This window comes from Kitasatospora sp. NPDC059160, from assembly GCF_042755465.1.
Taxonomy (GTDB): Bacteria; Actinomycetota; Actinomycetes; order Streptomycetales; family Streptomycetaceae; genus Kitasatospora.
This window is the reverse complement of record NZ_JBHZCN010000110.1, coordinates 7,673-30,409: the sequence shown is the minus strand read 5'-3', so window position 1 is coordinate 30,409 and position 22,737 is coordinate 7,673. Positions and strand designations below refer to the sequence as shown.

Annotated in this window: 17 protein-coding genes; 13 read left to right on the top strand and 4 right to left on the bottom strand. The window is 75.2% G+C overall.

Annotated features, from left to right (window positions below; all coding sequences use genetic code 11):
• The first annotated feature begins 275 nt into the window (after window positions 1–275).
• The 8 genes from ACFXOZ_RS34450 (at window position 276) to ACFXOZ_RS34415 (ending at window position 11,367) form a co-directional block, all read left to right on the top strand.
• The gene (locus ACFXOZ_RS34450) at window positions 276–1,685 is read left to right on the top strand and encodes a sensor histidine kinase (protein WP_380593837.1); all 1,410 of its coding nucleotides are present in this window, start codon (window positions 276–278) and stop codon (window positions 1,683–1,685) included.
• The gene (locus ACFXOZ_RS34445) at window positions 1,637–2,302 is read left to right on the top strand and encodes a response regulator transcription factor (protein WP_360245306.1); all 666 of its coding nucleotides are present in this window, start codon (window positions 1,637–1,639) and stop codon (window positions 2,300–2,302) included. The genes ACFXOZ_RS34450 and ACFXOZ_RS34445 overlap by 49 nt, the downstream gene beginning before the upstream one ends.
• A gap of 197 nt (window positions 2,303–2,499) precedes the next feature.
• Entirely contained in the window at window positions 2,500–4,029 is a 1,530-nt protein-coding gene (locus ACFXOZ_RS34440) for a DUF2637 domain-containing protein (protein ID WP_380593835.1), read from the top strand.
• 126 nt (window positions 4,030–4,155) lie between these two features.
• On the top strand, window positions 4,156–5,445 hold the full coding sequence (locus ACFXOZ_RS34435) for a DUF6986 family protein (protein WP_380593833.1): 1,290 nt from the start codon (window positions 4,156–4,158) through the stop codon (window positions 5,443–5,445).
• Between the two features lie 141 nt (window positions 5,446–5,586).
• Entirely contained in the window at window positions 5,587–6,243 is a 657-nt protein-coding gene (locus ACFXOZ_RS34430; protein ID WP_380408825.1) for a YigZ family protein, read from the top strand.
• 421 nt (window positions 6,244–6,664) lie between these two features.
• Window positions 6,665–8,434: a hypothetical protein gene (locus ACFXOZ_RS34425; RefSeq protein WP_380593831.1), complete on the top strand. Its 1,770-nt coding sequence runs from the start codon at window positions 6,665–6,667 to the stop codon at window positions 8,432–8,434.
• A 113-nt stretch (window positions 8,435–8,547) separates the two neighbouring features.
• The gene (locus tag ACFXOZ_RS34420; protein ID WP_380529250.1) at window positions 8,548–10,329 is read left to right on the top strand and encodes a restriction endonuclease; all 1,782 of its coding nucleotides are present in this window, start codon (window positions 8,548–8,550) and stop codon (window positions 10,327–10,329) included.
• Between the two features lie 309 nt (window positions 10,330–10,638).
• A complete protein-coding gene (locus tag ACFXOZ_RS34415) occupies window positions 10,639–11,367 on the top strand; it encodes a ZIP family metal transporter (RefSeq protein WP_375896151.1) in 729 nt (242 codons plus the stop codon).
• 61 nt (window positions 11,368–11,428) lie between these two features.
• Here ACFXOZ_RS34415 and ACFXOZ_RS34410 read toward each other — a convergent pair whose 3' ends face one another.
• Window positions 11,429–12,334, bottom strand: a complete 906-nt coding sequence (locus tag ACFXOZ_RS34410) for a LysR family transcriptional regulator (protein ID WP_375896125.1) — start codon at window positions 12,332–12,334, stop codon at window positions 11,429–11,431.
• Between the two features lie 133 nt (window positions 12,335–12,467).
• Here ACFXOZ_RS34410 and ACFXOZ_RS34405 point away from each other — a divergent pair, with 133 nt between their 5' ends.
• Complete coding sequence (locus ACFXOZ_RS34405; RefSeq protein ID WP_380529263.1) at window positions 12,468–13,409, top strand: EamA family transporter; 942 nt, start codon at window positions 12,468–12,470, stop codon at window positions 13,407–13,409.
• Here the strand turns inward: ACFXOZ_RS34405 and ACFXOZ_RS34400 are convergent.
• The gene (locus tag ACFXOZ_RS34400; protein WP_380593829.1) at window positions 13,300–13,890 is read right to left on the bottom strand and encodes a MarR family winged helix-turn-helix transcriptional regulator; all 591 of its coding nucleotides are present in this window, start codon (window positions 13,888–13,890) and stop codon (window positions 13,300–13,302) included. The two genes, ACFXOZ_RS34405 and ACFXOZ_RS34400, sit on opposite strands and share 110 nt — an antisense overlap.
• 167 nt (window positions 13,891–14,057) lie before the next feature.
• Between ACFXOZ_RS34400 and ACFXOZ_RS34395 the strand changes: the two genes are divergently transcribed.
• Window positions 14,058–14,414: a DUF2218 domain-containing protein gene (locus ACFXOZ_RS34395; RefSeq protein ID WP_375896119.1), complete on the top strand. Its 357-nt coding sequence runs from the start codon at window positions 14,058–14,060 to the stop codon at window positions 14,412–14,414.
• A 45-nt stretch (window positions 14,415–14,459) separates the two neighbouring features.
• Here the strand turns inward: ACFXOZ_RS34395 and ACFXOZ_RS34390 are convergent, their stop codons facing one another.
• On the bottom strand, window positions 14,460–15,089 hold the full coding sequence (locus ACFXOZ_RS34390; protein WP_380593827.1) for a phosphatase PAP2 family protein: 630 nt from the start codon (window positions 15,087–15,089) through the stop codon (window positions 14,460–14,462).
• A gap of 524 nt (window positions 15,090–15,613) precedes the next feature.
• A complete protein-coding gene (gene gabT, locus ACFXOZ_RS34385; protein WP_380408839.1) occupies window positions 15,614–16,954 on the bottom strand; it encodes a 4-aminobutyrate--2-oxoglutarate transaminase in 1,341 nt (446 codons plus the stop codon).
• A gap of 241 nt (window positions 16,955–17,195) precedes the next feature.
• Between gabT and ACFXOZ_RS34380 the strand changes: the two genes are divergently transcribed.
• From ACFXOZ_RS34380 to ACFXOZ_RS34370, 3 genes are all read left to right on the top strand, one after another.
• Window positions 17,196–19,286: an ATP-binding protein gene (locus tag ACFXOZ_RS34380; protein ID WP_380593825.1), complete on the top strand. Its 2,091-nt coding sequence runs from the start codon at window positions 17,196–17,198 to the stop codon at window positions 19,284–19,286.
• A gap of 153 nt (window positions 19,287–19,439) precedes the next feature.
• Window positions 19,440–21,005 (top strand): PucR family transcriptional regulator, encoded by a 1,566-nt coding sequence (locus tag ACFXOZ_RS34375; protein ID WP_375896110.1) that lies wholly within the window; start codon window positions 19,440–19,442, stop codon window positions 21,003–21,005.
• A gap of 144 nt (window positions 21,006–21,149) precedes the next feature.
• Entirely contained in the window at window positions 21,150–22,592 is a 1,443-nt protein-coding gene (locus tag ACFXOZ_RS34370; protein ID WP_375896108.1) for an aldehyde dehydrogenase family protein, read from the top strand.
• The last annotated feature ends 145 nt before the right edge of the window (window positions 22,593–22,737 follow it).

The following is a 22,737-nucleotide window of genomic DNA, read 5'->3' as shown; positions in this document are numbered from 1 at the left end:
GATGGTACTGCAGGGGGGACCCTGTGGGAGAGTAGGACGCCGCCGAACAATCATTCAGAGAAGGCCCACCCGGGTGACCGGGTGGGCCTTTTCGCATTTCCGGGCTATTCCAAGGACCATCGACTCGAAGGATCATCGGCCCGGTCCGGTGTTGCTCCTACCACCACCAGGTGGTCCTAGGTCTACCCCGGAACTGGGGTGCCATGGCCAGTGTCCGGAGCGGGTCGTTCGTGAACACTGATGAAGGACGATCGGTACCGGCATCAGGAGTTTGCGTGACCACAGACACTCGTACGAGCGGCACGTCCGTCCGTGCGCAGACCCAGGTGGCCTTCCAGGCCGGCGGCCAGGGCCTGGCCCGGCTGGCCCAGGTGGTGCTGGGTGCCGTGCCGGGGTTCGTGATGCCGGTGGGGGCGGCCGTCGTCGCGGGGGTGGTGACGGCGCAGGTCATGGAGTTCTACTACCCGGCGGCCCTGATGGCGCTCGCGGCTGCGGCGGTCGCCGGCTCCGCGGTCGCGGCCGCCTGCATCCGCCCGACGGCCGATCGGACGCGGCGGATGCTGGAGCGCTGGCACGGCATCCGGCTTCCCGCGGTCTACCAGCCGCTGCCGAAGCTGGAGTTGGACGATCGGGGGCACTGGTGGACGGGTTACTCGTACCACCGCTCGCAGACGGTCGCGAAGTACGCGCAGCTGGTCCACTGGGGCCTGCGGGACCGCACCACCCGGGCCGAGATGCTCTGGCTGGTCGTGAACCCGGCCCTGGCCGCGCTGCTGGGCGGCGCGGTGGTCCTCCTGCTGGTGCTGGGGACGGCGTTCGCGCTGGGCGGCGCGGTGCCGGCGGACGGCTTCGGCCCGTTCAGCTCGCGGATGACACGGGTCACGCTGAGCCTGCTGATCGGGGCCGGCATGGTCCTGATCGGGATACTCCTCGCCCCGTACGCGGTGCGGGGGTACGTGGAGGCGGCCCGTCGGGTGCTGGACCAGGACGGCCGGGCGTCGCACGCCCAGCTGACCAAGCGGGTGGCCCAGTTGACCGAGACCCGGGCCGACGCGGCGGGCAGCCAGGCGGCCGAGCTGCGACGCATCGAGCGGGATCTCCACGACGGCGCGCAGGCGCGGCTGGTCGCGATCGGGATGACGCTGGGCACGATCGAGCACCTGATGGAGACGGACCAGGCGGCCGCGCGGGAGCTCCTCTCCGAAGCGCGGCAGTCCTCGGCCCGGGCGCTGCAGGAGTTGCGCGACCTGGTCCGCGGCATCCATCCGCCGGTGCTCGCCGAGCGCGGACTCGGCGACGCCGTCCGGGCCCTGGCGCTGGACAGCGCGTTGCCGACCGAGGTGTTCGTGAGCCTGCCGGACCGACTGCCGGCTCCGGTCGAGGCGGCGGTCTACTTCAGCGTCAGCGAGCTGCTGGCCAACGCGGCCAAGCACTCGGAGGCCGAGCAGGTGTGGGTGGACATCCTCTACCGGGCCGGAATCCTCCGGGTCACGGTGACGGACGACGGTGTGGGCGTGGCGGATCCGTCGCGGGGTACGGGCCTGCGCGGGATCGAGCGTCGATTGGGTACCTTCGACGGTGTCCTCGCCATCGACAGCACGTCCGGCGGTCCCACCACCATCACCTTGGAGTTGCTGTGCGAGTTGTCCTCGCCGAGGACCTCTACCTCCTCCGCGAAGGCCTGATCCGTCTGCTGGAAGCGCACGGCTTCACCATCGCGGCGGCCGTGGAGACCGGCCCCGAGCTGCTGGAGGCGCTGCTGACCCACCGCCCGGACGTGGCGGTGGTGGACGTGCGGCTGCCCCCGACGCTCACCGACGAGGGGCTCCAGGCCGCGCTCAAGGCGCGCCAGGAGATCCGGGGCCTGCCGGTGCTGGTGCTCTCCCAGCACGTCCAGCAGCTGTACGCGCGGGAGTTGCTGGCCGACGGCACGGGCGGGGTGGGCTACCTGTTGAAGGACCGGGTGTTCAACGCGGGGCAGTTCATCGACGCGGTCCGCCGGGTGGCGGCGGGCGGGACGGCGATGGACCCTGACGTGATCGCCAAGCTGATGCAGACCACCTCGCGCCGCCCGGGGCCGCTGCTCGGGCTGTCCCCGCGCGAGCGCGAGGTGCTGGAGCTGATGGCCGAGGGCTGCTCCAACTCGGCGATCGCCGCCCGCCTCTCGGTGAGCGACGGAGCGGTGGCCAAGCACATCGCCAACATCTTCAGCAAGCTCGGGCTCGCCCCCGACGAGGATGCCAACCGCCGGGTGATGGCCGTCCTGGCCTACCTCAACGGCACGGCGGGGCAGAGCCGCTGACGGCCCGACCGGTGCCGGCGCCCCGGGCGCGGTGGGTACTGTGACACCCCAGGCTGCGGAAACGCTGAAACACCCGTACGAGTAAACTCCGGTGGGCCGAGCCCGGACGCTGTTCAGCCGTCCGGCGGCCCGACTGGCGGGAACCGGCAGCCGATGCGCGTACGGCAGCAGCCGACATCCAGGGGTTGATAGACGTAATGGCACGCCCAACGCTCACCAAGGCCCATCGCGGCCTGCTCGGCCTGGTCGCGGCCGGGGCCTGCATCATCTCGGGCATCGGGTTCGCGGGCTCGTACAACGCGGTGCGCGAGCTGGCCCTGGAGAAGGGCTTCGGTGCCTTCTCCTACGCCTTCCCGATCGGCGTGGACGCGGGCATCGTGGTGCTCCTCGCCCTCGACCTGGTGCTGACCTGGCTGCGGATCCCCTTCCCGATGCTGCGGCAGACCGCCTGGCTGCTGACCGTCGCCACCATCGCCTTCAACGCGGCGGCCTCCTGGGGTGACCCGCTCGGCATGGGGATGCACGCCGTCATCCCGGTGCTGTTCGTCGTCGTCGTCGAGGCCTCCCGGCACGCGGTCGGCCGGATCGCGGCGATCACCGCGGACCGGCACATGGAGTCGGTCCGGGTGATGCGCTGGATACTCTCCCCGGTGCCGACCTTCCGGCTCTGGCGGCGGATGAAGCTCTGGGAGCTCCGCTCCTACGAGGAGGTCATCCGGTTGGAGCAGAACCGGCTGGTCTACCGGGCGCAGCTGCGCTTCCGCTACGGCCGCGGCTGGCGCCGCTCGGCGCCGATCCAGGCGCTGCTGCCGCTCAAGCTCGCCAAGTTCGGGGTCCCGCTGGACCCGTCGCTGCTCGACCGGCTGGACGAGGAGGGCCGCGAGCGCGAGGCCAAGGTCGCCCTGGCGGAGCAGCCGTCCCCGGAGCTCGGGGCCCAGCCCCAGCAGGCCCGGGCCGCGGCGATCGCCGCCCCGGTCCCGGTCCCGGCCGGAGCCCAGCAGCACCAGGCCGCACCGGCGGCCCCGGCCGACCAGCCGCAGTCCCAGCCGCAGCCCCAGCCCGAGGCCCCCGCAGCCGCGGCCCCGATCGCGCCGGAGGTCGCCGCACCGATGCTGGCGAGGCTGCACGCCGTCCGGCTGCGTGCCGCCCAGGAGCCGGAGGCGGAGGAGGCCGCCGCCCCGCAGCCGCGCGGCGAGGAGCTGAACGTCTGGACCGAGCGCCCGGTCCGCACCACCGGCCACTCGGTCGACGCCGCCCCGGGCGGTCGGGTCCCGGGCCAGGCCTCCCCGTGGTTCAAGCCCCCGCGCCCGGCCGCCGAGGAGCCCGCCGCCGGTCCCCGGCCGCAGGGCCAGCAGCAGGCCGCCGCCCAGCCCGGCACCGAGGCGACCGCCGAGCCGGCGGTCGAGTCGCAGCACCGTCAGCCGGCCGCCCAGGCCGAGCACCGCGCCCGGCCCGAGCAGTCCGCGCCGGCCGAGGAGCCCGCTCAAGGCGTCCCCACCGAAGCCGACCCGGCACCCGTGCAACTGGACGAGGACATCGCCTACGACGGCCTGGTCTCCTACATGGACAGCTACGGCCACCAGCCCGACCCGCCGCGCCTCGCCGCCTGGCTGACCACCGAGTACGGGGTCACCGGCAAGGGGCCGGACGGTGCGGTCCACCCCAAGGAGGTCGCCGAGCTCTACCCGCTGCTGCGCGACCGCTACCTGGCCGCCGGGCGGGACTGAGTCCGCGCGGCCCCCGCGCCGACACCCCGCGTCCACCGCTCGGTCGGCCATTGACGCCCGACCCGGCCGGAGTTACCTTCGCCTCAACAAATTGTTGAAGCGCTGGTTCGGCATGGAGGAGTGCGGATGTTGCAGGTCGAGGTCGACGGAACCGGACCGACGGGCGGGGCCTCCTTCTCCGCCGCCGCCCGCGCCGCCGTGGAGGCGCTGCTCGCCCCCGTGGACGCCGACCTGGCGCACCGCTACCCGGGCGAGACCGGCACCCGGCAGCCGGTGCACACCGTCTACGTCCCCGCCGACGCCTTCCGCGCCGACACCGTACGGGAGTGGGGCCGCCAGGCCCTGGAGGCCTTCGACACCCACGCCGGCACCCCCGCCGAGCTCGCCCGCGCCCTCGGCGTCGCCGACGACGCCCTGCTCGCCGACGTGCACGCCCGGGTCCGCGCCAAGCTGGAGCGCGAGCCGGTCGAGGACCTGCGGATCGACTTCGAGGACGGCTACGGGCCCCGCCCCGACGCCGAGGAGGACCTCGCCGCCGTCCGGGCCGCCGAACTGGTCGCCGCCGCCGTGGCGGGGGGCAGCGCGCCGCCCTACGTCGGCATCCGGGTCAAGTGCATGGAGGCGCCCGTCCGGGCCCGCGGCATCCGCACCCTGGAGCTCTTCCTCGCCACCCTGCTGGCGAACGGCGGCCTGCCCGACGGCCTGGTGCTGACCCTGCCCAAGGTGACCTACGCCGAGCAGGTCACCGCGCTGGTCCGGCTGCTGGAGGACTTCGAGCGCCGGGCCGGGCTGCCCGCCGGCCGGATCGGCTTCGAGATCCAGATCGAGACCACCCAGGCGATCCTCGGCCCGGACGGCCGGGCCACCGTCGCCCGGATGATCGAGGCCGCCGAGGGCCGGGCCACCGGACTGCACTACGGCACCTTCGACTACAGCGCCTCCTGCGGCGTCAGCGCGGCCCACCAGAGCATGGACCACCCGGTCGCCGACCACGCCAAGGCGGTCATGCAGGTGGCCGCGGCCGGTACCGGCGTCCGGCTCTCCGACGGCTCGACCAATGTGATCCCCACCGGCACGACCGAGCAGGTGCACGCCGCCTGGAAGCTCCACCACGACCTGGTCCGCCGCTCGCTCGCCCGCGCCTACTACCAGGGCTGGGACATGCACCCGGCGCACCTGCCGACCCGCTACGTCGCGGTGTACTCCTTCTACCGGGAGGGCCTGGCAGCCGCCGCCGCCCGGCTCGCCGCGTACGTCGCCAAGGCGGGCGGCGACGTGATGGACGAGCCGGCCACCGCCCGGGCGCTCAGCGGCTACCTGCTGCGCGGCCTGGACTGCGGCGCCGTCGACTCGGCCGAGGTCACCGCGCTGACCGGTCTGGACCGAGCGCAGCTGGACGCCCTGGCCGGCCGCTGACCCCCAGGCCCAGGCACCGCGCCCGAGCCCGGGCCCGGCCCCCTCGGCCCCGGCCGTGCGCCAACTAGGCTGGCGGTGCCGCCCCGGACCCCCGGTGCGCGCACCGCCAGCCGTCGCCGTTCCCGGGAGAACCACCGCGCCATGTCCGCCACGCCGGAACCGACCGCCAGGCCGTACCTCACCATCCGGCGGGCCGGCAGCCACGAGACCGAGATCAAGAAGTCCCGCTTCATCTGCCACCTCGCCCGGGTCTCGGACGAGGACGAGGCGCAGGCCTTCATCGCGGGCGTGCGCAAGCAGTACTGGGACGCCCGGCACAACTGCACCGCCTTCGTGGTCGGCGAGGAGCAGCGCCGCGAGCGCTCCAGCGACGACGGCGAGCCCGGCGGCACGGCCGGGGTGCCGATGCTGGAGGTCCTGCGCCGACGCGGCCTGACCGACACCGTCGCCGTGGTGACCAGGTACTTCGGCGGGATCAAGCTCGGTGCGGGCGGCCTGGTGCGGGCGTACGGGAACGCGGTGTCGGCGGCGGTCGACGAGGTCGGACTGCTGGAGCGGCGCCCGGTCGCCCTGCTCGCGGTGACGGCGGACCACGTGCGCGCCGGGCGGGTGGAGAACGACCTGCGGGCCGCCGGGTACGCGGTGAGCGACCTCGCCTACGAGGCGGCCGGGGTGCGGATCGAGGTGGGCGTGCCGGAGCCGGAGGTGGCCGGGTTCCACACCTGGCTGGCCGAGGCGACCGGCGGCACCGCGGTCGCCGTGCCGGCCGGGCGCACCCACGTCGAGGTACCGGTCTGAGCCGCGCGCTCCGCCCGCCCGGCGGCGGGCCGGGGGACCGACTTCCGGACGCACGTCCGGCCGGTCTGAGCCGCGCGCTCCGCCCGCCCGGCGGCGGGCCGGGGGACCGACTTCCGGACGCACGTCCGGCCGGCGCCCGGGGGCCGAACCCGTGGTAGTGCTCGCCCACCACTCCGCGCCGCCGCGCCGGCCGGTGGCCGGACCGGTGCCCGAGCCCGCCGGGGGGCGTCGCTGCCCGTAGCCGAAGGCTCGCGCCACGCGGAAGACGGCTTGAACAGATTCACTCGAACGTAGTCTCGTGGCCCGGAGTTGGAACTTCCGCTCCGGGCCGTGGCGTTTCCTGGGCAAGGTTCCGGCCGAACCGGATGAAAACCGTCGATGGAGGACAACAGACCCCACCCCGCACCACGGAGGTATGCGCATGACCTCAGACCGCTCGCCGTCGCCCGCCGGTGCCGACCTACCCGGCCCCCGCGGCCCCGCGACGCCCTACCGGATGACCGTCACCACCGCCCTTCCGCACGCCGAGGCCGTCGCCCTGGCCGACGCCCAGCTCGCCTCCTGGTTGAAGCAGGAGGGCTGCGAGGAGCCCCCGCCCACCCCCGGCGCCGCGCTCGGCGCACCCCCCGCCGCCGAACGCCTGCGCCTGGGCGAGCGCGTCCTGCTGGACCGCGACCAGGGACCGCTGCGCGGCGGCCCCGGCGCCGGCCGCTACGACCGCCGCCGGCTGCGCACCCCGGCCCCGCACGGCACCCGGCAGCTCACCCTCACCGTGGCCACCGACCCCGGCGGCCCCACCTGGGTCCGACTGGAGGCCGAGACCCACAGCACCGGCAGCGGTGTGCGCACCCCCTGCCGGGTGCCGGTGCCCGAGCTCGCTCGCACCCTCCTCCCGCTGCTCGACGCCGCCGACGGCCCGGCCGCCGTCCACTCCGCCCCCCGGGTGATCACGGCCGACGAGGTCGACGACCTGATCGACGAGCTGTGCGACCCGGAGCGCCGGCTGCCCACGGTGGTCGCCAGCGTGCCGGTGAACCTCCCGGTCGAGCACTGGGTCGAGGAGGTGGTCCGCCCGCTCTGCCGCCAGCTGCCCGGCCTCGCCACCGCCTACGTGCTGGACCCGGGCGCCCGCACCGGGTTCAACGTCGCGCTGGAGTACCACAGCGTGTACGGCGGCGCCGTGCGCACCTACCTGCCCGAGGTGGACCCGGCCTCCCGGCAGGACGGCGCCCGACATCCGGTGCTCGCCCGGGGCCGAATAGAACAGGACCTCCGCCGCGCCGCCGGGCTGCTCGCCCGCGAGCCCCGCCGCCTGGCCGCCGACCAGCCGCTCCCGCCGCCGCTGGCCGCCGTCCCGGTGCTGCGCGTCCCGCCCCCGCAGCTGCGCCCGGCCGCCGGACCCCCCGTCGGCCCCCCCGCCGAACCGGCCGCGCTCGCCCGCGAGGAGCAGCAGGACCGTGCCGAGCAGCAGGCCAGGGCCGACGAGCTGGAGCGGGTCCGGCACACCCTCCGTCTGGAGCGCCGTGACCGCGCCCAGTCCCGGGACGGCCACGAGGGCCGCCTGCGCACCGGCGCCCGGAGCGCCCTGAGCGGGCGTCACTGCACCGGGCCGACCGCCCTGCCCGGCGCCGCGCCCACCACCTCGGGCACCGGACCGACCATCGTCGGCCGGCTCGCCGCCCAGCCCGGCGAGTGGCCGGACAAGCCCGAGACCTTCACCGAACTCCTCGCCAGGCTGGGCGAGTTCTCCCTGCTCACCTTCACCGGCGACCAGAAGAACGCACTCGCCCTGGACGGCCTCCAGTGCGCAGGCGCCGGCTGGGCCCGGCTCGCCTGGGACGGCCTGACGGCCCTCCAGGAGTACGCCGAGGCGGCCGTGCGCGGCGCGGCCGGCGGGGACTTCAAGCAGTGGTGCGAGCGCACCCCGGACGGCTGCCACCGCTTCCCGCCCCGCAAGGCCGTGCGCGGGGAGTCCCGGACGGTGTTCAGCCACACCAAGTGGAAGCGCGAACGGATGCTGCCGGTGCCGGAATGCGTCGACGCCTCCCGGCGCGCGTTCATGGGCGCGCACCTGCGGATCGGCGGCGGTCGCACCGCACCCCGGCTGCACTACCTGGACGACTGCTCCGGCAGTGGCCGGATCTACGTGGGTTACATCGGCCTGCACCTCACCAACACCCGGACCAACTGACGGGCTCGGCTGACCGCTGCGCCCAATCGGTGGACAATGTCCGGCAGGGGCGGGGCTGCGGTTGGTCCGCCGCCCGGGGCAGGCGCCGGACGAGCATGGGGGAACGACGACCGATGCAGTACTCAGCAGACGGCCAGTCCGACGGCACCGCCACCGTCCAGTTCCCCCAACCGGGCTTCCTCGCCTCGGTGTTCCGCGACCTCGGCGCCGACGAGGACCCGGAGGCGGACGGTGCCGCAGGCCCCCCGGCCCCCGGCCGCCCCGATCCGGGGGCGGCCGGGAGCGGCCCGTCCGCCCCGGCACCCGCAGGGCCCGCCACCACCGATCAGGCCTCCACCGGCCCCCGCCCGTCCGGCCCCGACTCGTTCGGCCCCGACCCGTCCGGGCCCGGCGCCTCCACCCCGGGTGCTGCCGACCCCGCCGACCCCGCCGGCCCCGACCAGGCCGTCGCGGCGCACGCCCGGGCCGCCGCCCTCACCCACCACCGCACGCTCACCGTCCGGGCCGAGCACGACCGGCTGGCCGACCTGCTGCGGCGGGCCGCCCTGCCCGTCTCGGCGATGGACTTCGAGAGCCAGCTGCGCCACTACGAGCCCCGCCCCTACCCGGCCGACGGCCCGGCCGTCGTCGAAGGCGCCGAGCCCCGCTGGGAGGACTTCGCCCCCGCCGATCCGGCCGCCGCCGACCCCGGGAGCGGCCCCTCCCGGCGACTGCTGGACTCCGGCTACCAGCGCGAACTCGCCCAGGCCCGGCTGACCCACCAGCGCGCCCTGCGGGAGTGGCGCACCCGCCGGGCCGAGGCGGGCAGCCCGGCCGCCGACGAGTCCCGGCGCGCCCACGAGGCGGCCGAGGAGGCCCGGGCCCGCGCCGTGCGCGAGTACAACGACAGCCTGGAGGAGTGCCGGCGCGCCTACCGGCTGGCCGAGCCCGCCGCCGTGGAGTCGCTGCTGGAACGGGCCCTGGCCGCCGCGGAGACCGCCACCCAGGACCTCCCCGCCCCCTGCCGGGCGGTCTTCCGCCCGCTCACCCGCACCGCCGTGCTGGACCTCGACCTGCCCCCGCTCGACCTGGTGCCCTCGCTCACCGGCTACCGGCTCGCCCCCGAGGGCGACATCCTCCCGGTGCCGCGTCCGCCCGCGGACCGGGCCACCGACTACCTGCGGCTGGTCGCCCGGCTCGCGCTGCGCTCGCTGCAGGCCGCCGACGCCGTGGACACCGACGAGATACTCGCCGGAGTGGTCCTCAACGGCTGGCTGCGCGAGCCCGGTGCCGAGCCGCTCTGCCTGGTCAGCGTGGACGCCGACCGCGACGCCCTGGCCCGCACCCGGCTGCTGCCGCCGGAGACCCCGTACGAGGAGCGCGACGACGAGGGCGTCTACGCCGACGCCGAACAGGACGAGGCGCTGGTCCGGCTGCGCCAGCTCGGCGCCGCCGTCACCCCGGACCCGTACGCCCGGGCGGCCGTCCAGCCCGCCGCCCGGGCCGGTGCCGCCGTCCCGGCCGCGCCCGACCTGTCCGCCAACGAGTTCGCCCAGCTGGTGCGCGACCTGCTCACCCGGGGCGGGCTCGCCGAGTGGAGCGTGCGGCTGCGGGGACCGGCCGGGCTGGTCGCCACCGGTGAGGGCGCCCCCGGCAGTGCGCTGCCCGGCCGCTGGGTGGTCTGGGCGTCCCGGGACCCGGCCGCCGTCACCGCGGAGCAGATCGAGACCCTGGCCGAGGCGGTCCGCGAGGAGTCCGCCGAACGCGGCCTGCGGCTGACCACCGGCCAGTTCGCCGAGGCGGCCCTGGACCTCTCGGCCGGGGAGGGCCACCGGCACATCCACCTGATCGACGGCGACGGTGTCCGCGAGCTCGCCCGCACCCACCTCGGCCTGCCGCTCGCCGCCGGCCGCTGACCCCTGCCCGGACCGGCTCCGACCAGGGAGTTCACCCCGACGGCCCACCCGGCGGGCGGCCCTCCGTACCCGGACCAAGGCTGAGGGGACCGGGCCGGGGCGACCGCCGCCGAGGACCGGCCGGGCCGGCGGCACCCCGGGCGATCACCGCCGAACGGGCGTCCGGTACGGTCGGCGGTCGGCCCGGCCACGGGCGGACCCCAGGGGGAGAGGAATGGGCAGAGCGCTCGTCAGACCACACGGCAGCACCGGTCATCCGGCGGAGGCGGCCCGGTGACCGCCGTCCTGGTCGCCGCCGGGGCGTTCCTGATGACCCTGATCGGCGGCTTCGTCGCCCAGCGCACCGGCGACCGCCGCCACCTGGTGCTCGGCTTCGCCGCCGGCCTGATGCTCGGCGTGGTCGCCTTCGACCTGCTGCCCGAGGCCATCCACCAGGCGCCGGGCGAGGTGCACGGCGTGCCCCAGGCGCTGCTGATGTTCGCCGCCGGCTTCCTCACCATCCACGTGGTCGAGCGCGCCGTCGCCATCCACCGCGGCCACGAGGGCGAGTACGCCGAGCACACCCACGGCCACCAGCACGGCCACGCCCACCGCAGCGGGCACCAGGGCGTCGGCCTGACCGCCGCCCTGGCCCTGGTCGGGCACAGCGTGATGGACGGCTTCGCGATCGGCGCCGCCTTCCAGGCCGGCAGCACGGTCGGCACGGTGGTGGCCATCGCGGTGGTCGCGCACGACTTCGCCGACGGGTTCAACACGTACACGATCACCCGGCTGTACGGGAACAACCGGCGCCGGGCGCTGACCCTGCTCGCCGCCGACGCCCTGGCCCCGGTCTCCGGCGCCGCGATCACCCTGGCCTTCACCATCCCGGAGCACCTGCTCGGCCTCTACCTGGGCTTCTTCTCCGGCTTCCTGCTCTACCTCGCGACCTCCGACATCCTCCCCGAGGCGCACAGCCCGCACCCCTCGCGCAGCACCCTGCTGTGCACGGTGGCCGGGGTCGGCTTCATGTGGCTGGTCATCGGCTTCGCCACCTAGGAACCTGCCCGGCGTCCCGGGCCCGGCCGCGCAAGGCCCGGCCCGGCCCGCGGGACACGCCTCAGCCCGGCAGGGCGCCCCAGCCGTCCCGCATCGCCGCCAGCGCCTCGGTGATGGCCGGCCGCCGGGAGGCCTGGCTGCGCCAGAGCGCGAACACCCGCCGGCTCGGCTGCGAGGCGACCGGGCGGGCCGCCACCCCGGCCGGCAGCGGGCCCCGGCCGAGCCGGGGCACCACGGCCATCCCCAGTCCGGCCGCGACCAGGGCGATCTGGGTCTCGAAGTCGCCGACCTGGTGGTGCACGTCCGGTTCCTCCCCGGCCTCGCGCAGGGTGCGGACCAGCCAGTCGTGGCAGATGTTGCCCGGCGGCACGCTGATCCACCGCTGTCCGCGCAGCCGCTCCACCGGCACCGCGTCCAGCCCGGCCAGCTCGTCCCCGGCGGGCAGCACCAGGTCCACCGGGTCCGTCCCGAGGTCCAGCCGGGAGAGCCCCTCCTGCACCGGCAGCGGCACGGTCGGCCAGTCCTGCACCAGCGCCAGGTCCACCTCCCCGCGCGCCACCAGCTCCGCCGCCGGGTACGGGTCGCTCTCCAGCAGCCGTACGTCCAGCTCCGGGCAGCGCCGCCGCAGGTCGGCCAGCACCCCGGGCATCAGCCCGCGCGCCCCGGTCGCGAAGGCGGCCACCAGCAGCCGCCCGACCGCCCGGCCGCGCTGCTCCTCCAGCCGCACCTCGGCCTGCTCCACCAGCCCCAGGACGGCCCGCGCGGTGGCCGCCAGCTCCCGCGCCGCGTCGGTCAGCACCACGCCCCGGCCCTGCCGCTCCAGCAGCACCGTCCGGGTCTCCCGCTCCAGCTTGGCGATCTGCTGGGAGACCGCCGAGGGCGTGAAGCCGAGCGCGGCCGCCGCCCCGCCGACCGAGCCGTGCACCGACACCGCGTGCAGCGCCCGCAGGCGCCCCAGATCCATCATGCAGTGATCCTAAAGAATCACGTTCAGTATTCATCGCTGGTGCTGAAGGGTCCCGCGCCACCATGCTCGGCCCATGACCGCGATCCCCGCTGCACCGCAGGCCGCAGCCCCCGCCGCGTCGGCCGGCGCGAGCATGCGCCCCCGTCACATCGCCCTGGCCGTCCTGGTGGCCGCAGTGTGGGGCCTCAACTTCGTCCTCATCCACGTCGGCCTGGACAGCTTCCCGCCGCTGCTCTTCTGCGCCCTGCGGTTCGCCGTGGTCGCGGTGCCCGCGGTCTTCTTCGTCGGCCCGCCCCGGGTGGCCCGGCGCTGGGTACTGGCGGTCGGCGTGGTGCTCGGGGTGGTCAAGTTCGGGCTGCTCTTCCTCGGCATGCACGCCGGGATGCCGGCCGGCCTCTCCTCCCTGGTGCTCCAGGGGCAGGCGGGGTTCACCGCGCTGTTCGCCGCCGTCCTGCTGCGCGAGCGCGCCGGCCGCCGGCGGCTGCTCGGCCTGGGCCTGGCCTTCGCGGGCATCGCCCTGAGCGCCCTCGACCAGGGCCTCGGCGGCCCGTTCGGGGCCTTCGTCCTGGTCGTGCTGGCCGCCGTCGCCTGGGGCCTGTCCAACGTGCTGACCCGCAGGGCCGCGCCGCCGGACGCGCTGCGCTGGATGGTCTGGGTCAGCGCGGTGCCGCCGCTTCCGCTGCTGGCCCTGTCGCTGCTGGTGGAGGGCCCCGACGCGGACCTGCGGGCACTCGGCGGGATGACGGCGGCCGGGCTCGGCGTGATCGGCTACGTCGGGCTGGTCTCCACCCTGTTCGGCTTCGTCGCCTGGAGCTACCTGCTGCGCAGCTACGACGCCACCGCGGTCGCGCCCTACTCGCTGCTGGTGCCGGTGTTCGGGATGTCCTCGGCCTGGCTGCTGCTCGGCGAGCGGGTCACCCCGACGGCCGCCACGGCCGCCCTGCTGGTGATCGCCGGGATCGGGATCACCGCGCTGCGCCCGGGGGCGCCGTCCGCACTGGCGGCCCGGCTTCGAGGAAGCGCGCCTCGGCGGCCCGCAGCACTCGCAGCAGCACCTCCTCGTCCTCGGGGCTGACCTCGCCGAAGTAGTCCTGGGCGACCTCGTCCCGGACCTGGAGGATCCGCTCCACCGCCGCGCGCCCGTCCTCGGTCAGCAGGATCCGGACCGCCCGGCGGTCGGCCGGGTCGGGGCGGCGCTCGACCAGGCCGGCCTCCTCCAGCGCGTCGACGACCGTGGTGGCCGAGCGCGGGGCGATGTGCAGCTTGTCGGCGAGGTCGCTCAGCCGCATCGCCCGGTCCGGCGACTCGCAGCCGGGTACGTGGGCGAGCGTGCGCAGCGCCCGGGCCTGGCCGGGGGTGATGCCGTACGGCTCCAGCCGCCAGCCGGTCTGCCGGCGGATCCGCTTGATCGCCCTGGTCATCGCGTCCGCCAGTTCGGCGGGGACGCCGGAGGTGCCGGGGATGCCGGAGGTGCCGGGGATGCCGGAGGTGCCGGGCTTGCCGGGCCGGGGGCCGGGGGAGGGGTCCGCCGGATCGTCGGTCGGCGTGGTGGTCATCGGCGGTCTCCTCGGCTGGGGTCGGCCCAAGCGTATCGGCCGGTCCCGGGCGTGTGGCCGACCGTGGAAAGTGCTCGGAGAAATATCTTGAGCTTAGCTCAGCATCTGCGTTACGGTACTTCCAAGTGAGGGGACCCTAAGTTCCCCTTCCCGATCCTGGAGTTCCCGTGCCCGTTTCCACCGCCCGCGTCGCCACCGACCGCCCCGCCCGCTACGCCAAGCAGCTCGCCGCCCACATGAGCAAGCGGATCGAGACCTCCTTCTCCCCGGAGACCGGCCACGGCACCCTGGTCTTCAAGGCCGGCACCGCCACCATGGAGGCCCGGCCGGACGCCCTGCTGCTCACCGTCGAGGGCGAGCGCCAGGACCTGGCCGGCCTGGAGGACGTGGTCGGCCGCCACCTCGTCCGCTTCGGCGCCCGCGACGAACTCGTCGTCGAGTGGCACCGCGACAACGGCGAGACCGGCCTCGTCCACCGCAACGACGACGAGGACGCCCCCGAGCAGGGCACCCCCGAGGCCTGACCCCCGAGGCCTGACGCCCTCGGGCGCCGGGGAGGCCCGCCGCCCTCAGGCGCCCGGCCTCGGCAGCCGGCGGTCCAGCGCCCACAGCACCAGGACGGCCAGGCACCAGCTCGCCAGCACGTCCAGCAGCCAGTGGAAGTCGCTCCACACCAGCCCCGCGCCCACGCCGAGCGTCAGCACCACCGCGCCCGCGGTCAACCCCCGGGCCGTCCGCCGACCCGCCGCCCGGGCCAGCAGCAGCGCCGCCACCCCGTACGAGATGGTCGCCGTCGCGGTGTGCCCGGACGGGTACCAGCCCCACTGCCCCGGCAGCAGCGGGCCCCCGAGCGGGCCCGGCCGGGCGAACCCGGCCTTCGCCGGGACCACCAGCAGCGGGATCAGCAACGACGTCAGCGCCGCCACCGGCAGCGGCAGCCACCAGCGCACCGCCCCCGCCCGACGCCACCACCAGGCGGCCAGCCCACCGGCCGCCAGCAGCACCGGGACGGCGGGCACCCCGTCGCCCAGGTTCGACAGCAGGTGGCCCAGGTCGTCCAGCAGGGCGCTCGGGTGATCACGGTGGGACGTCCGGACGGCCGCGCGCACCCAGCGGTCCACCCCCAGCAGCGGCCCGTCCACCGCCACCTGCCAGGACACCACCAGCAGCACCACCGCCGCGACCACCGGCACCGCCACCGACCGGGCCACCCGGCCCGGAACGGCGGACAGCCGCCCCGGAGCAGGGGGGAGAGCTCCGGGGCGGCTCTGATGATCGCCGTTCCGTGCGCCCCGGGGGGTGTGGGTCGGACGGTCGGTCGATCGGCCTTCGGTGGGTGCCACCCCTCCCGGGGTGGACCGGTTGTCCTCGCGAGGCCCGCGCGGACCGGCCCCTCCGGGAGGCCCCGCGGACGGCCCCGCCAACGGCTGGGGCTCGCTGTCCATCGGTGATGACACTACGTCAACCGCCCTTCCCGACCGAGCGCCTCCAGCGATTCCGCACATCATCTTCACCCCGCCCCGGAGGCCCTCCGGACGGTCCCCCCGATGATGCCCGACCACCCGGGCGGCATGCGAAAACCGCCCGGGGACTGTCCGGACGGGCAGCCGGGAACCGGACGGAAAACCGAACGGCCCGCGAGGACCAGAGGTCCCCACGGGCCGTTCAGCGCTGTCCGGACAACCCTCCGGCGGGGGTTTCACGACCTGACGGGCGACACCGCTCAGGCGGCGGCGAACGCCGCCTCCAGGATGTCCAGGCCCTCGTTCAGCAGGTGCTCCGGCATGACCAGCGGCGGCAGGAAGCGCAGCACGTTGCCGTAGGTGCCGGCGGTCAGCACCACCAGGCCCTCGGCGTGGCAGGCCTTGGCGATGGCCGCGGTGACCTCCGCGTTCGCCTCCTTGGTGCCCGGCTTCACCAGCTCGACGGCGACCATCGCGCCGCGGCCGCGGACCTCGCCGATGACGTCGAACTTCTCCTGCATGGCCCGCAGGCGGCCCAGCATGACCTCGCCGATCCGCTGCGCCTTGCCGACGAGGTCCTGCTCCTTCATGGTCTCGATCGAGCCCAGCGCGGCGGCACAGGCCACCGGGTTGCCGCCGTAGGTGCCACCCAGGCCACCCGCGTGCGCGGCGTCCATGATCTCGGCGCGACCCGTCACCGCGGCCAGCGGCAGACCGCCGGCGATGCCCTTGGCGGTGGTGATCAGGTCCGGGACGATGCCCTCGTCCTCGCACGCGAACCACTGGCCGGTGCGGCAGAAGCCGGTCTGGATCTCGTCGGCGACGAACACGATGCCGTTCGCCTTCGCGAACTCCACGATCGCCGGCAGGAAGCCCTTGGCCGGCTCGATGAAGCCGCCCTCGCCCTGGATCGGCTCGATGATGATCGCGGCGACGTTCTCGGCGCCGATCTGCTTGTTGATCATGTCGATCGCCTGCGCGGCGGCCTCGGCGGCGCAGTTCTCCGCGCCCGTCAGCCAGCGGTACGGGTAGGCCACCGGCACCCGGTGGATCTCCGGGGCGAACGGACCGAAGCCCTGCTTGTACGGCATGTTCTTCGCCGTCAGGCCCATGGTCAGGTTGGTGCGGCCGTGGTAGCCGTGGTCGAACACCACGACGGCGGTGCGCTTGGTGTACGCGCGGGCGATCTTCACCGCGTTCTCGACCGCCTCGGCGCCCGAGTTGAACAGGGCCGTGCGCTTGTCGTGGTCACCCGGGGTCAGCTCGTTCAGCTGCTCGGCGACGGCCACGTAACCCTCGTACGGGGTCACCATGAAACAGGTGTGGGTGAAGGCGGCCAGCTGCTCGCTCGCCCGGGCCACCACGGCCTCGGCGCTGTTGCCGACGTTGGTCACGGCGATGCCGGAACCGAAGTCGATCAGCGAGTTGCCGTCCACGTCCTCCAGCACGCCGCCGTTGGCACGGGTGACGTACACCGGCAGGGTGGTGCCGACACCGGCCGCCACCGCACCCAGCTTGCGGGCCTGCAGCTCCTGCGACTTCGGACCCGGGATCGCGGTGACCAGGCGGCGCTCCTGCGGGAGCGGCGTTACGGCGCTCATGGGGTATCTCCAGACTTCTCGGCTCGGTGCTTCGCAGGCTACGGCCGCCCTCCCCGACCGGGCATGCGCCACTCGGTAGCACTGCGCCGTCCGACTTGTCCGGCACGGCCAGCCCGAGCGCCACGACTACCCGCAGACCCCGCTCCACTACCCTGAGCGCGGGCGTGTCGCCGGTACGGCGGCATAGGTATGGCGGCACCGACGGCGGTCGGGCCGGGCGGGCGAGGGAGCGGGGCCGTACATGGCACAGGACGGGTCACACCACCAGGTCGACCACACCACCACCAGACCCCCGACCCCCCTCCCCCACCCACGCCCGGCCACCGCCCCCGGCGGGGCCTTCGACCTCGCCGCCTGGGCCACTGCCCCGCGCCCCGAGGCCGAACCCGGCGTCTACCGCCTCGGCTACCGCCGCATCGACCCGGAACGCGCGGAGGCCGCCCGCGTCCCCACCTGGCCGCTGCTGCTGCGGGCGGCGCTCAACGCGGTGGTGGGGTGGTTCGCGTACTTGTACGGCACCCAGCTCTTCATGTACGTGCTCGTCTGGTTCGGTGGGCAGGCGGGCATCGGGCCGCTCGCCTCGCCCTCCGAGGCGGAGGCCATGTTCACGCTGCTGGTGGCCAACGTCCTGGTGCTCGGCGTGGTGATCAAGGTCTTCGGCCGGATGGGCCGCTGGCCCGAGGTCTGGCGCCGCTACGCCGCCCCGCTGCTGTCGCGGACGGTGACGCAGGTGGAGCCCGCCGAGGAGGACGGGGCGGTGGTGGAGGCGGCTCGGGGGCGGGACCCGTGGGACGGGCTGCGGCAGGGCGGGGCGTTCGAGGCGGCGGCGCGGCTGGAGGCCGAGGCGGTCGGCGATGTCGACTACGTGCGGATCCAGCGCGCCTGGGAGTCCGCGCAGGCGGACCCGGCGTTCGTGCCCGCGTTCACCGAGCAGGTGGCCGCGCGCGGTGCGGCGGCCTTCGCCCACCCGTCCGAGGCGCGTGAGCTGCCCGGCCGGGTGCGGCGGCACGACCTGCTGCTGGGCCAGGTCTGCCTCGGTGTGGCCCAGGACGTGCCGAAGAACCCGCTGAACCACCGCGCGGCGGACTTCGCACTGGACCCGGCGGTGCTGGGCACCTCGCTGCTGGCGGTCGGCCCGGCCGGGACGGGGAAGACGGCCCGGCTGGCCCGGCCGGTGGCCGAGGCGCTGTGCCTGCAGGCGCTGGCCGGTACCGCGTGCGCGGTGGTGGTCGGGGCGGCGGACGCCGACCTCGGCCCGGACTCCTGGTACGACGTGGTGATCGCGCCCGGTGACCAGGCCTCGGTGTACGGGCTGGACCTGTACGGCGCGGCGCAGGACCCGGACGAGGCCGCGGCCCGGCTGGCCGACGCCCTTCTGCCGGACGAGCTGACCGCCCGCGCGGAGAACGCCCGGACGGCGCTGCAGCAGGTGGTGGGCCCGTTCCACGCCGCGTACCGCCGCTACCCGGGGGTGCGCGAGCTGCGGGCCCTGCTGGGCGGCGAGCCGGACGCGCTGGCGGCGCTGGTGAAGGCGCTCGGCACGGCGGGCCGGCTGGCCGCGTACGAGCGGGACCTGGAGTACCGGGAGCGCCAGCGGGGCCGGGCGGACGACCCGGGGGCGCTGCTGGCGGACCGGCTGGGGCTGCTGGAGCGGCCCGCCTTCGAGGGGGCCTTCGCGACCGACGGAACGGGCCGTCCCCCGTTCGCGATGCGGGTGCTGGACCATCCGCTGCGGGTGCGGGTGAAGCTGCCCGAGCGCAGCCACCCGGAGGCGGCCCGGATGCTGTCCCGGCTGGTGGTGGGGCAGTTCGTGCAGGCGGCCGGTGCGCGGGAGGACCGTTCGCTGTTCGCCGGGCTGGTGGTGGACGATGCCTCGGCGGCGCTGGACTCCGGCACCGTCCGCGGTCTGCAGCGGATGCGCGGCGCGAACGCGGGTGCGGTGCTGCTGCTGCGCACCCTGGTGGACCTGCCGGAGGCGCTGCGGGCGCCGCTGTTCGGCGCGGTGGGCTGCCGGGTGGCCTTCCCCGGGATCGCGCCCTGGGACGGGCGGCTGTTCTCGGAGGCCTGGGGGACGCACCTGGTGCAGGAGACCGCGGTGACCCACACCCCCGACACCTCCGGCGGGGTCGTGCGGCGGGCCGGGCGGCTGGGGCGGAAGGCGTTGTCGGGGACGACGGCGCAGACGGAGTCGGTGACGACGCGGGACGTGGAGCGGCTCAGGTGGTCGCCGTCGGATCTGGCGCACGCGTTGCCGGCCGGGCACGCGGTGGTGTCGTTGACGGCGGTGTCGGGGGAGCAGGTTCCGCCGCTGCTGGTGGATCTCCGGGGCTGACGCGGGCGGGCGGTAGAAGTCGCCTCGGAGGTGGATTCGGCAGTGCCGGTTGTCCGGGGCGTCCATAATGAAGGGGAGAGACCCTCACCAGTCCCACTGCCCTCTCCTCGCCCGGCCGCAACGGCGCGGTCAGGTCGACCCTCCGAAGGTGCCATGCCCCCCACACTCGCCTCCGTCGTCCGCAACAGTTCGCTCCACCTGACGGTGCTCGCCGGTGCGGACCACCTGGAGCGGCCGGTCCGCTGGGTGCACACCAGCGAGCTGGACGACCCGACGCCGTTCCTGGAGGGTGGCGAGCTGCTGCTCACCACCGGTATCAAGCTGGGTCGTACGGCGGCGCAGTTGCAGGCGTACGTGCACCGGCTGGCCGATGCCGGGGTGGTCGGGCTGGGCCTGGGGGTGGGCCTGTCGCACACCGAGGTGCCGCAGCCGCTGGTGGACGCGGCGCAGCAGCGGGGTCTGCCGTTGCTGCGGGTGCCGGAGCCGACGCCGTTCATCGCGATCAGCAAGGTGGTGTCGGCGGCGCTGGCCGCGGAGCAGTACGAGGCGGTGACGACGAGCTTCGAGGCGCAGGAGGAGCTGACCCGGGCGGCGCTGGGCAAGGACGGCACGACGGCCGTGGTGCGCCGGCTGGCGGCCCGGCTGGGGGGCTGGGCGGCGCTGTACGACGGCTCGGGCGCGCTGTCGGTAGTGGCGCCGGACTGGGCGGCGCGCCGGGCGGGGCGGCTGGCTGCGGAGGTGGACCGGCTGCGTCGGCGGCCGGCGCCGTCGAGTGCCGCGTTGCAGGGGCGGTCGCCGGGGATAGACACGGCGGACGAGGACTACGTGGTGGTCCAGTCGCTGGGGGCGGACCGGCGGGCCCGGGGTTTCCTGGCGGTCGGGACCGAGGACCGGATCACGCCGACCGAGCGGTACGTGCTGAACGCGGCGGTGGCGCTGCTGACGCTCACCCTGGAGCGTTCGCGCGAGCTGCGGCAGGCCGAGGAGCGGATGGGCGCGGCGCTGCTGCGGATGGTGCTGGCGGGCGAGGTGGCGACGGCCCGGCAGGTGGCGGTGGGGCTGTTCGGCGGTCTGCCGGAGGGCACGACGAGGGTTCTGGTGGCCGGGGCGGGGCCGAACGCGGACGCCGCGGAGGCCTTGGTGGAGCTGGGGGACCGGGCCGAGCAGGCGGGTGCCCGGGTGGGCGAGAAGCTGCTGGTGGCGCGGGAGGACGGTGCGCACGGGCCTCGGCTGGTGGTGCTGGCGCTGGACAACGGCGCGGTGCACCGGGCCTGCCTGGGGGTGGTGGAGGAGCACGAGGGCCTGTCGCTGGGCGTCTCGGCCCCGGCCGCGCTGGAGGAGGCCGGTACGGCGCACGCGCAGGCGGAGCGGGCGTTGGCGGTGGCCCTGCGCGGTGGTCGCCGGGCGGTGGACCACGAGGAGGTCGGCGCGGGGTCGCTGCTGCCGCTGCTCGGTGAGGACGCGGTGACGGCGTTCGCGGAGGGGCTGCTGCGGCCGCTGCGCGATCACGACCGGACGGCCCGCGGGGACCTGGTGGCCTCGCTGCGGGCGTGGCTGTCGCGGCATGGGCAGTGGGACGCCGCCGCGGCGGACCTGGGGGTGCACCGGCACACGCTGCGCTACCGGATGCGGCGGGTCGAGGAGCTGCTGGGCCGTTCGCTGGACGACACGGACGTGCGGATGGAGCTGTGGCTGGCGCTGCGCTCCGGCGAGGAGTAGCGGGCCCGGCTGGACGCGGTGGAGTGGCTCCGGGGCGGAACGCTCCTAGTCGGCCAATCCGGTCGGCCGCTCCGCGCACCTACCCTCGGGTTCGGGTCCCACGCCCGTGGGCCGTACGACGACGAGGAGAGGGCCGGTACCACGGTGACCACCACGTACGATTTCTGGCTCGCCGGCCGCCGGGCGAGCGGTGACGCCGCCTTCGAGGTGCACAACAGCTGGGACGGCCGTCTGGTCGGCCGGGTCAGCGTGCCGACCGAGGCCCAGGTCGAGGAGGCGCTGGACGCCGCCGTGGCCGCGCTGCCGGTGTTCGCCGCGACGCCGGCGCACCAGCGGGCCGCCGCCCTGGACCACGTGGCCAAGCGGCTGGCGGAGCGCACCGAGGAGCTCGCCCAGCTGATCACGGCCGAGAACGGCAAGCCGGTCAAGTGGGCCCGCGGCGAGGTCGGCCGCGCGGTGTCGGTCTTCCGCTGGGCCGCCGAGGAGGCGCGCCGCACCAACGGCGAGACGATGCGGCTGGACACCGACCCGGGCGGCGTGGGCCGCTTCGCGGTGGTGCGCCGCTTCCCGCGCGGTGTGGTGCTGGGGATCGCCCCGTTCAACTTCCCGCTGAACCTGGTCGCCCACAAGGTCGCCCCGGCGATCGCGGTCGGCGCCCCGATCATCCTCAAGCCGGCCCCGGCGACGCCGCTGTCGGCGATGGTGCTGGGCGAGATCCTGGCCGAGACGGACCTGCCGGCCGGCTCCTGGTCGATCCTGACGGTGCCGAACGAGCGGATGCCGGCCCTGGTGCAGGACCCGCGCGTGCCGGTGATCTCCTTCACCGGTTCGGACAAGGTCGGCTACCAGATCATGGACTCGGTGCCGCGCAAGCACACCACCCTGGAGCTGGGCGGCAACGCCGCGGCCGTGGTGCTGGCGGACTGGTCCTCGGAGGCGGACCTGGACTGGGCGGCGACCCGGATCGCGATGTTCGCGAACTACCAGGGCGGCCAGTCCTGCATCTCGGTGCAGCGGGTGATCGCCGACGCGTCGGTGTACGACGCGCTGGTGGAGAAGGTCGTGGCGAAGGTCGCGGCGCAGGTCACCGGTGACCCGAACGACGACGCGACGGACGTCGGCCCGCTGGTCGACGAGAACGCCGCGAAGCGGGTGGAGTCCTGGGTGGACGACGCGGTCGCCAAGGGCGCCAAGCTGCTCGCCGGCGGCACCCGCGAGGGCGCGACGTACGCCCCGACCGTGCTGGCCGAGCTGCCCGCCGACGCGATCCTGGCCAAGGCCGAGGTGTTCGGCCCGGTGCTGTCGCTGCACCGGGTGGAGGGCGTCGAGGAGGCCTTCGCGGCGGTCAACGACTCGCCGTTCGGCCTGCAGGCGGGCGTGTTCACCCACGACCTGCAGACCGCCTTCCGGGCGCACCGGGAGCTGGAGGTCGGCGGTGTGATCATCGGCGACGCGCCGTCCTACCGGGCCGACCAGATGCCGTACGGCGGCGTCAAGGACTCCGGTGTCGGCCGTGAGGGCGTCAAGTACGCGATGGACGACTACACCGTCGAGAAGGTCATGGTGCTGACCGGCCTCGACCTCTGAGGTACCGCTCGCCGCGGGGCCCGGTCCGGTGCGGACCGGGCCCCCCGCGCGGTGAGGCGCCGGGGGCGGCCGCGGGGGGCGCCCCCCCGGCGGCGGGGGGGGTGCCGGCGACCCCGTCCAAGGGGGGGGAGTATAAACAACAGAA

Coding starts and splice junctions, on each gene's coding strand:
- ACFXOZ_RS34440 (WP_380593835.1), top strand. CDS start 2,500: ATGGCACGCCCAACGCTCACCAAGGCCCATCGCGGCCTGCTCGGCCTG.
- ACFXOZ_RS34435 (WP_380593833.1), top strand. CDS start 4,156: ATGTTGCAGGTCGAGGTCGACGGAACCGGACCGACGGGCGGGGCCTCC.
- ACFXOZ_RS34430 (WP_380408825.1), top strand. CDS start 5,587: ATGTCCGCCACGCCGGAACCGACCGCCAGGCCGTACCTCACCATCCGG.
- ACFXOZ_RS34425 (WP_380593831.1), top strand. CDS start 6,665: ATGACCTCAGACCGCTCGCCGTCGCCCGCCGGTGCCGACCTACCCGGC.
- ACFXOZ_RS34420 (WP_380529250.1), top strand. CDS start 8,548: ATGCAGTACTCAGCAGACGGCCAGTCCGACGGCACCGCCACCGTCCAG.
- ACFXOZ_RS34415 (WP_375896151.1), top strand. CDS start 10,639: ATGACCCTGATCGGCGGCTTCGTCGCCCAGCGCACCGGCGACCGCCGC.
- ACFXOZ_RS34410 (WP_375896125.1), bottom strand. CDS start 12,334: ATGATGGATCTGGGGCGCCTGCGGGCGCTGCACGCGGTGTCGGTGCAC.
- ACFXOZ_RS34405 (WP_380529263.1), top strand. CDS start 12,468: ATGCGCCCCCGTCACATCGCCCTGGCCGTCCTGGTGGCCGCAGTGTGG.
- ACFXOZ_RS34400 (WP_380593829.1), bottom strand. CDS start 13,890: ATGACCACCACGCCGACCGACGATCCGGCGGACCCCTCCCCCGGCCCC.
- gabT (WP_380408839.1), bottom strand. CDS start 16,954: ATGAGCGCCGTAACGCCGCTCCCGCAGGAGCGCCGCCTGGTCACCGCG.
- ACFXOZ_RS34380 (WP_380593825.1), top strand. CDS start 17,196: ATGGCACAGGACGGGTCACACCACCAGGTCGACCACACCACCACCAGA.
- ACFXOZ_RS34375 (WP_375896110.1), top strand. CDS start 19,440: ATGCCCCCCACACTCGCCTCCGTCGTCCGCAACAGTTCGCTCCACCTG.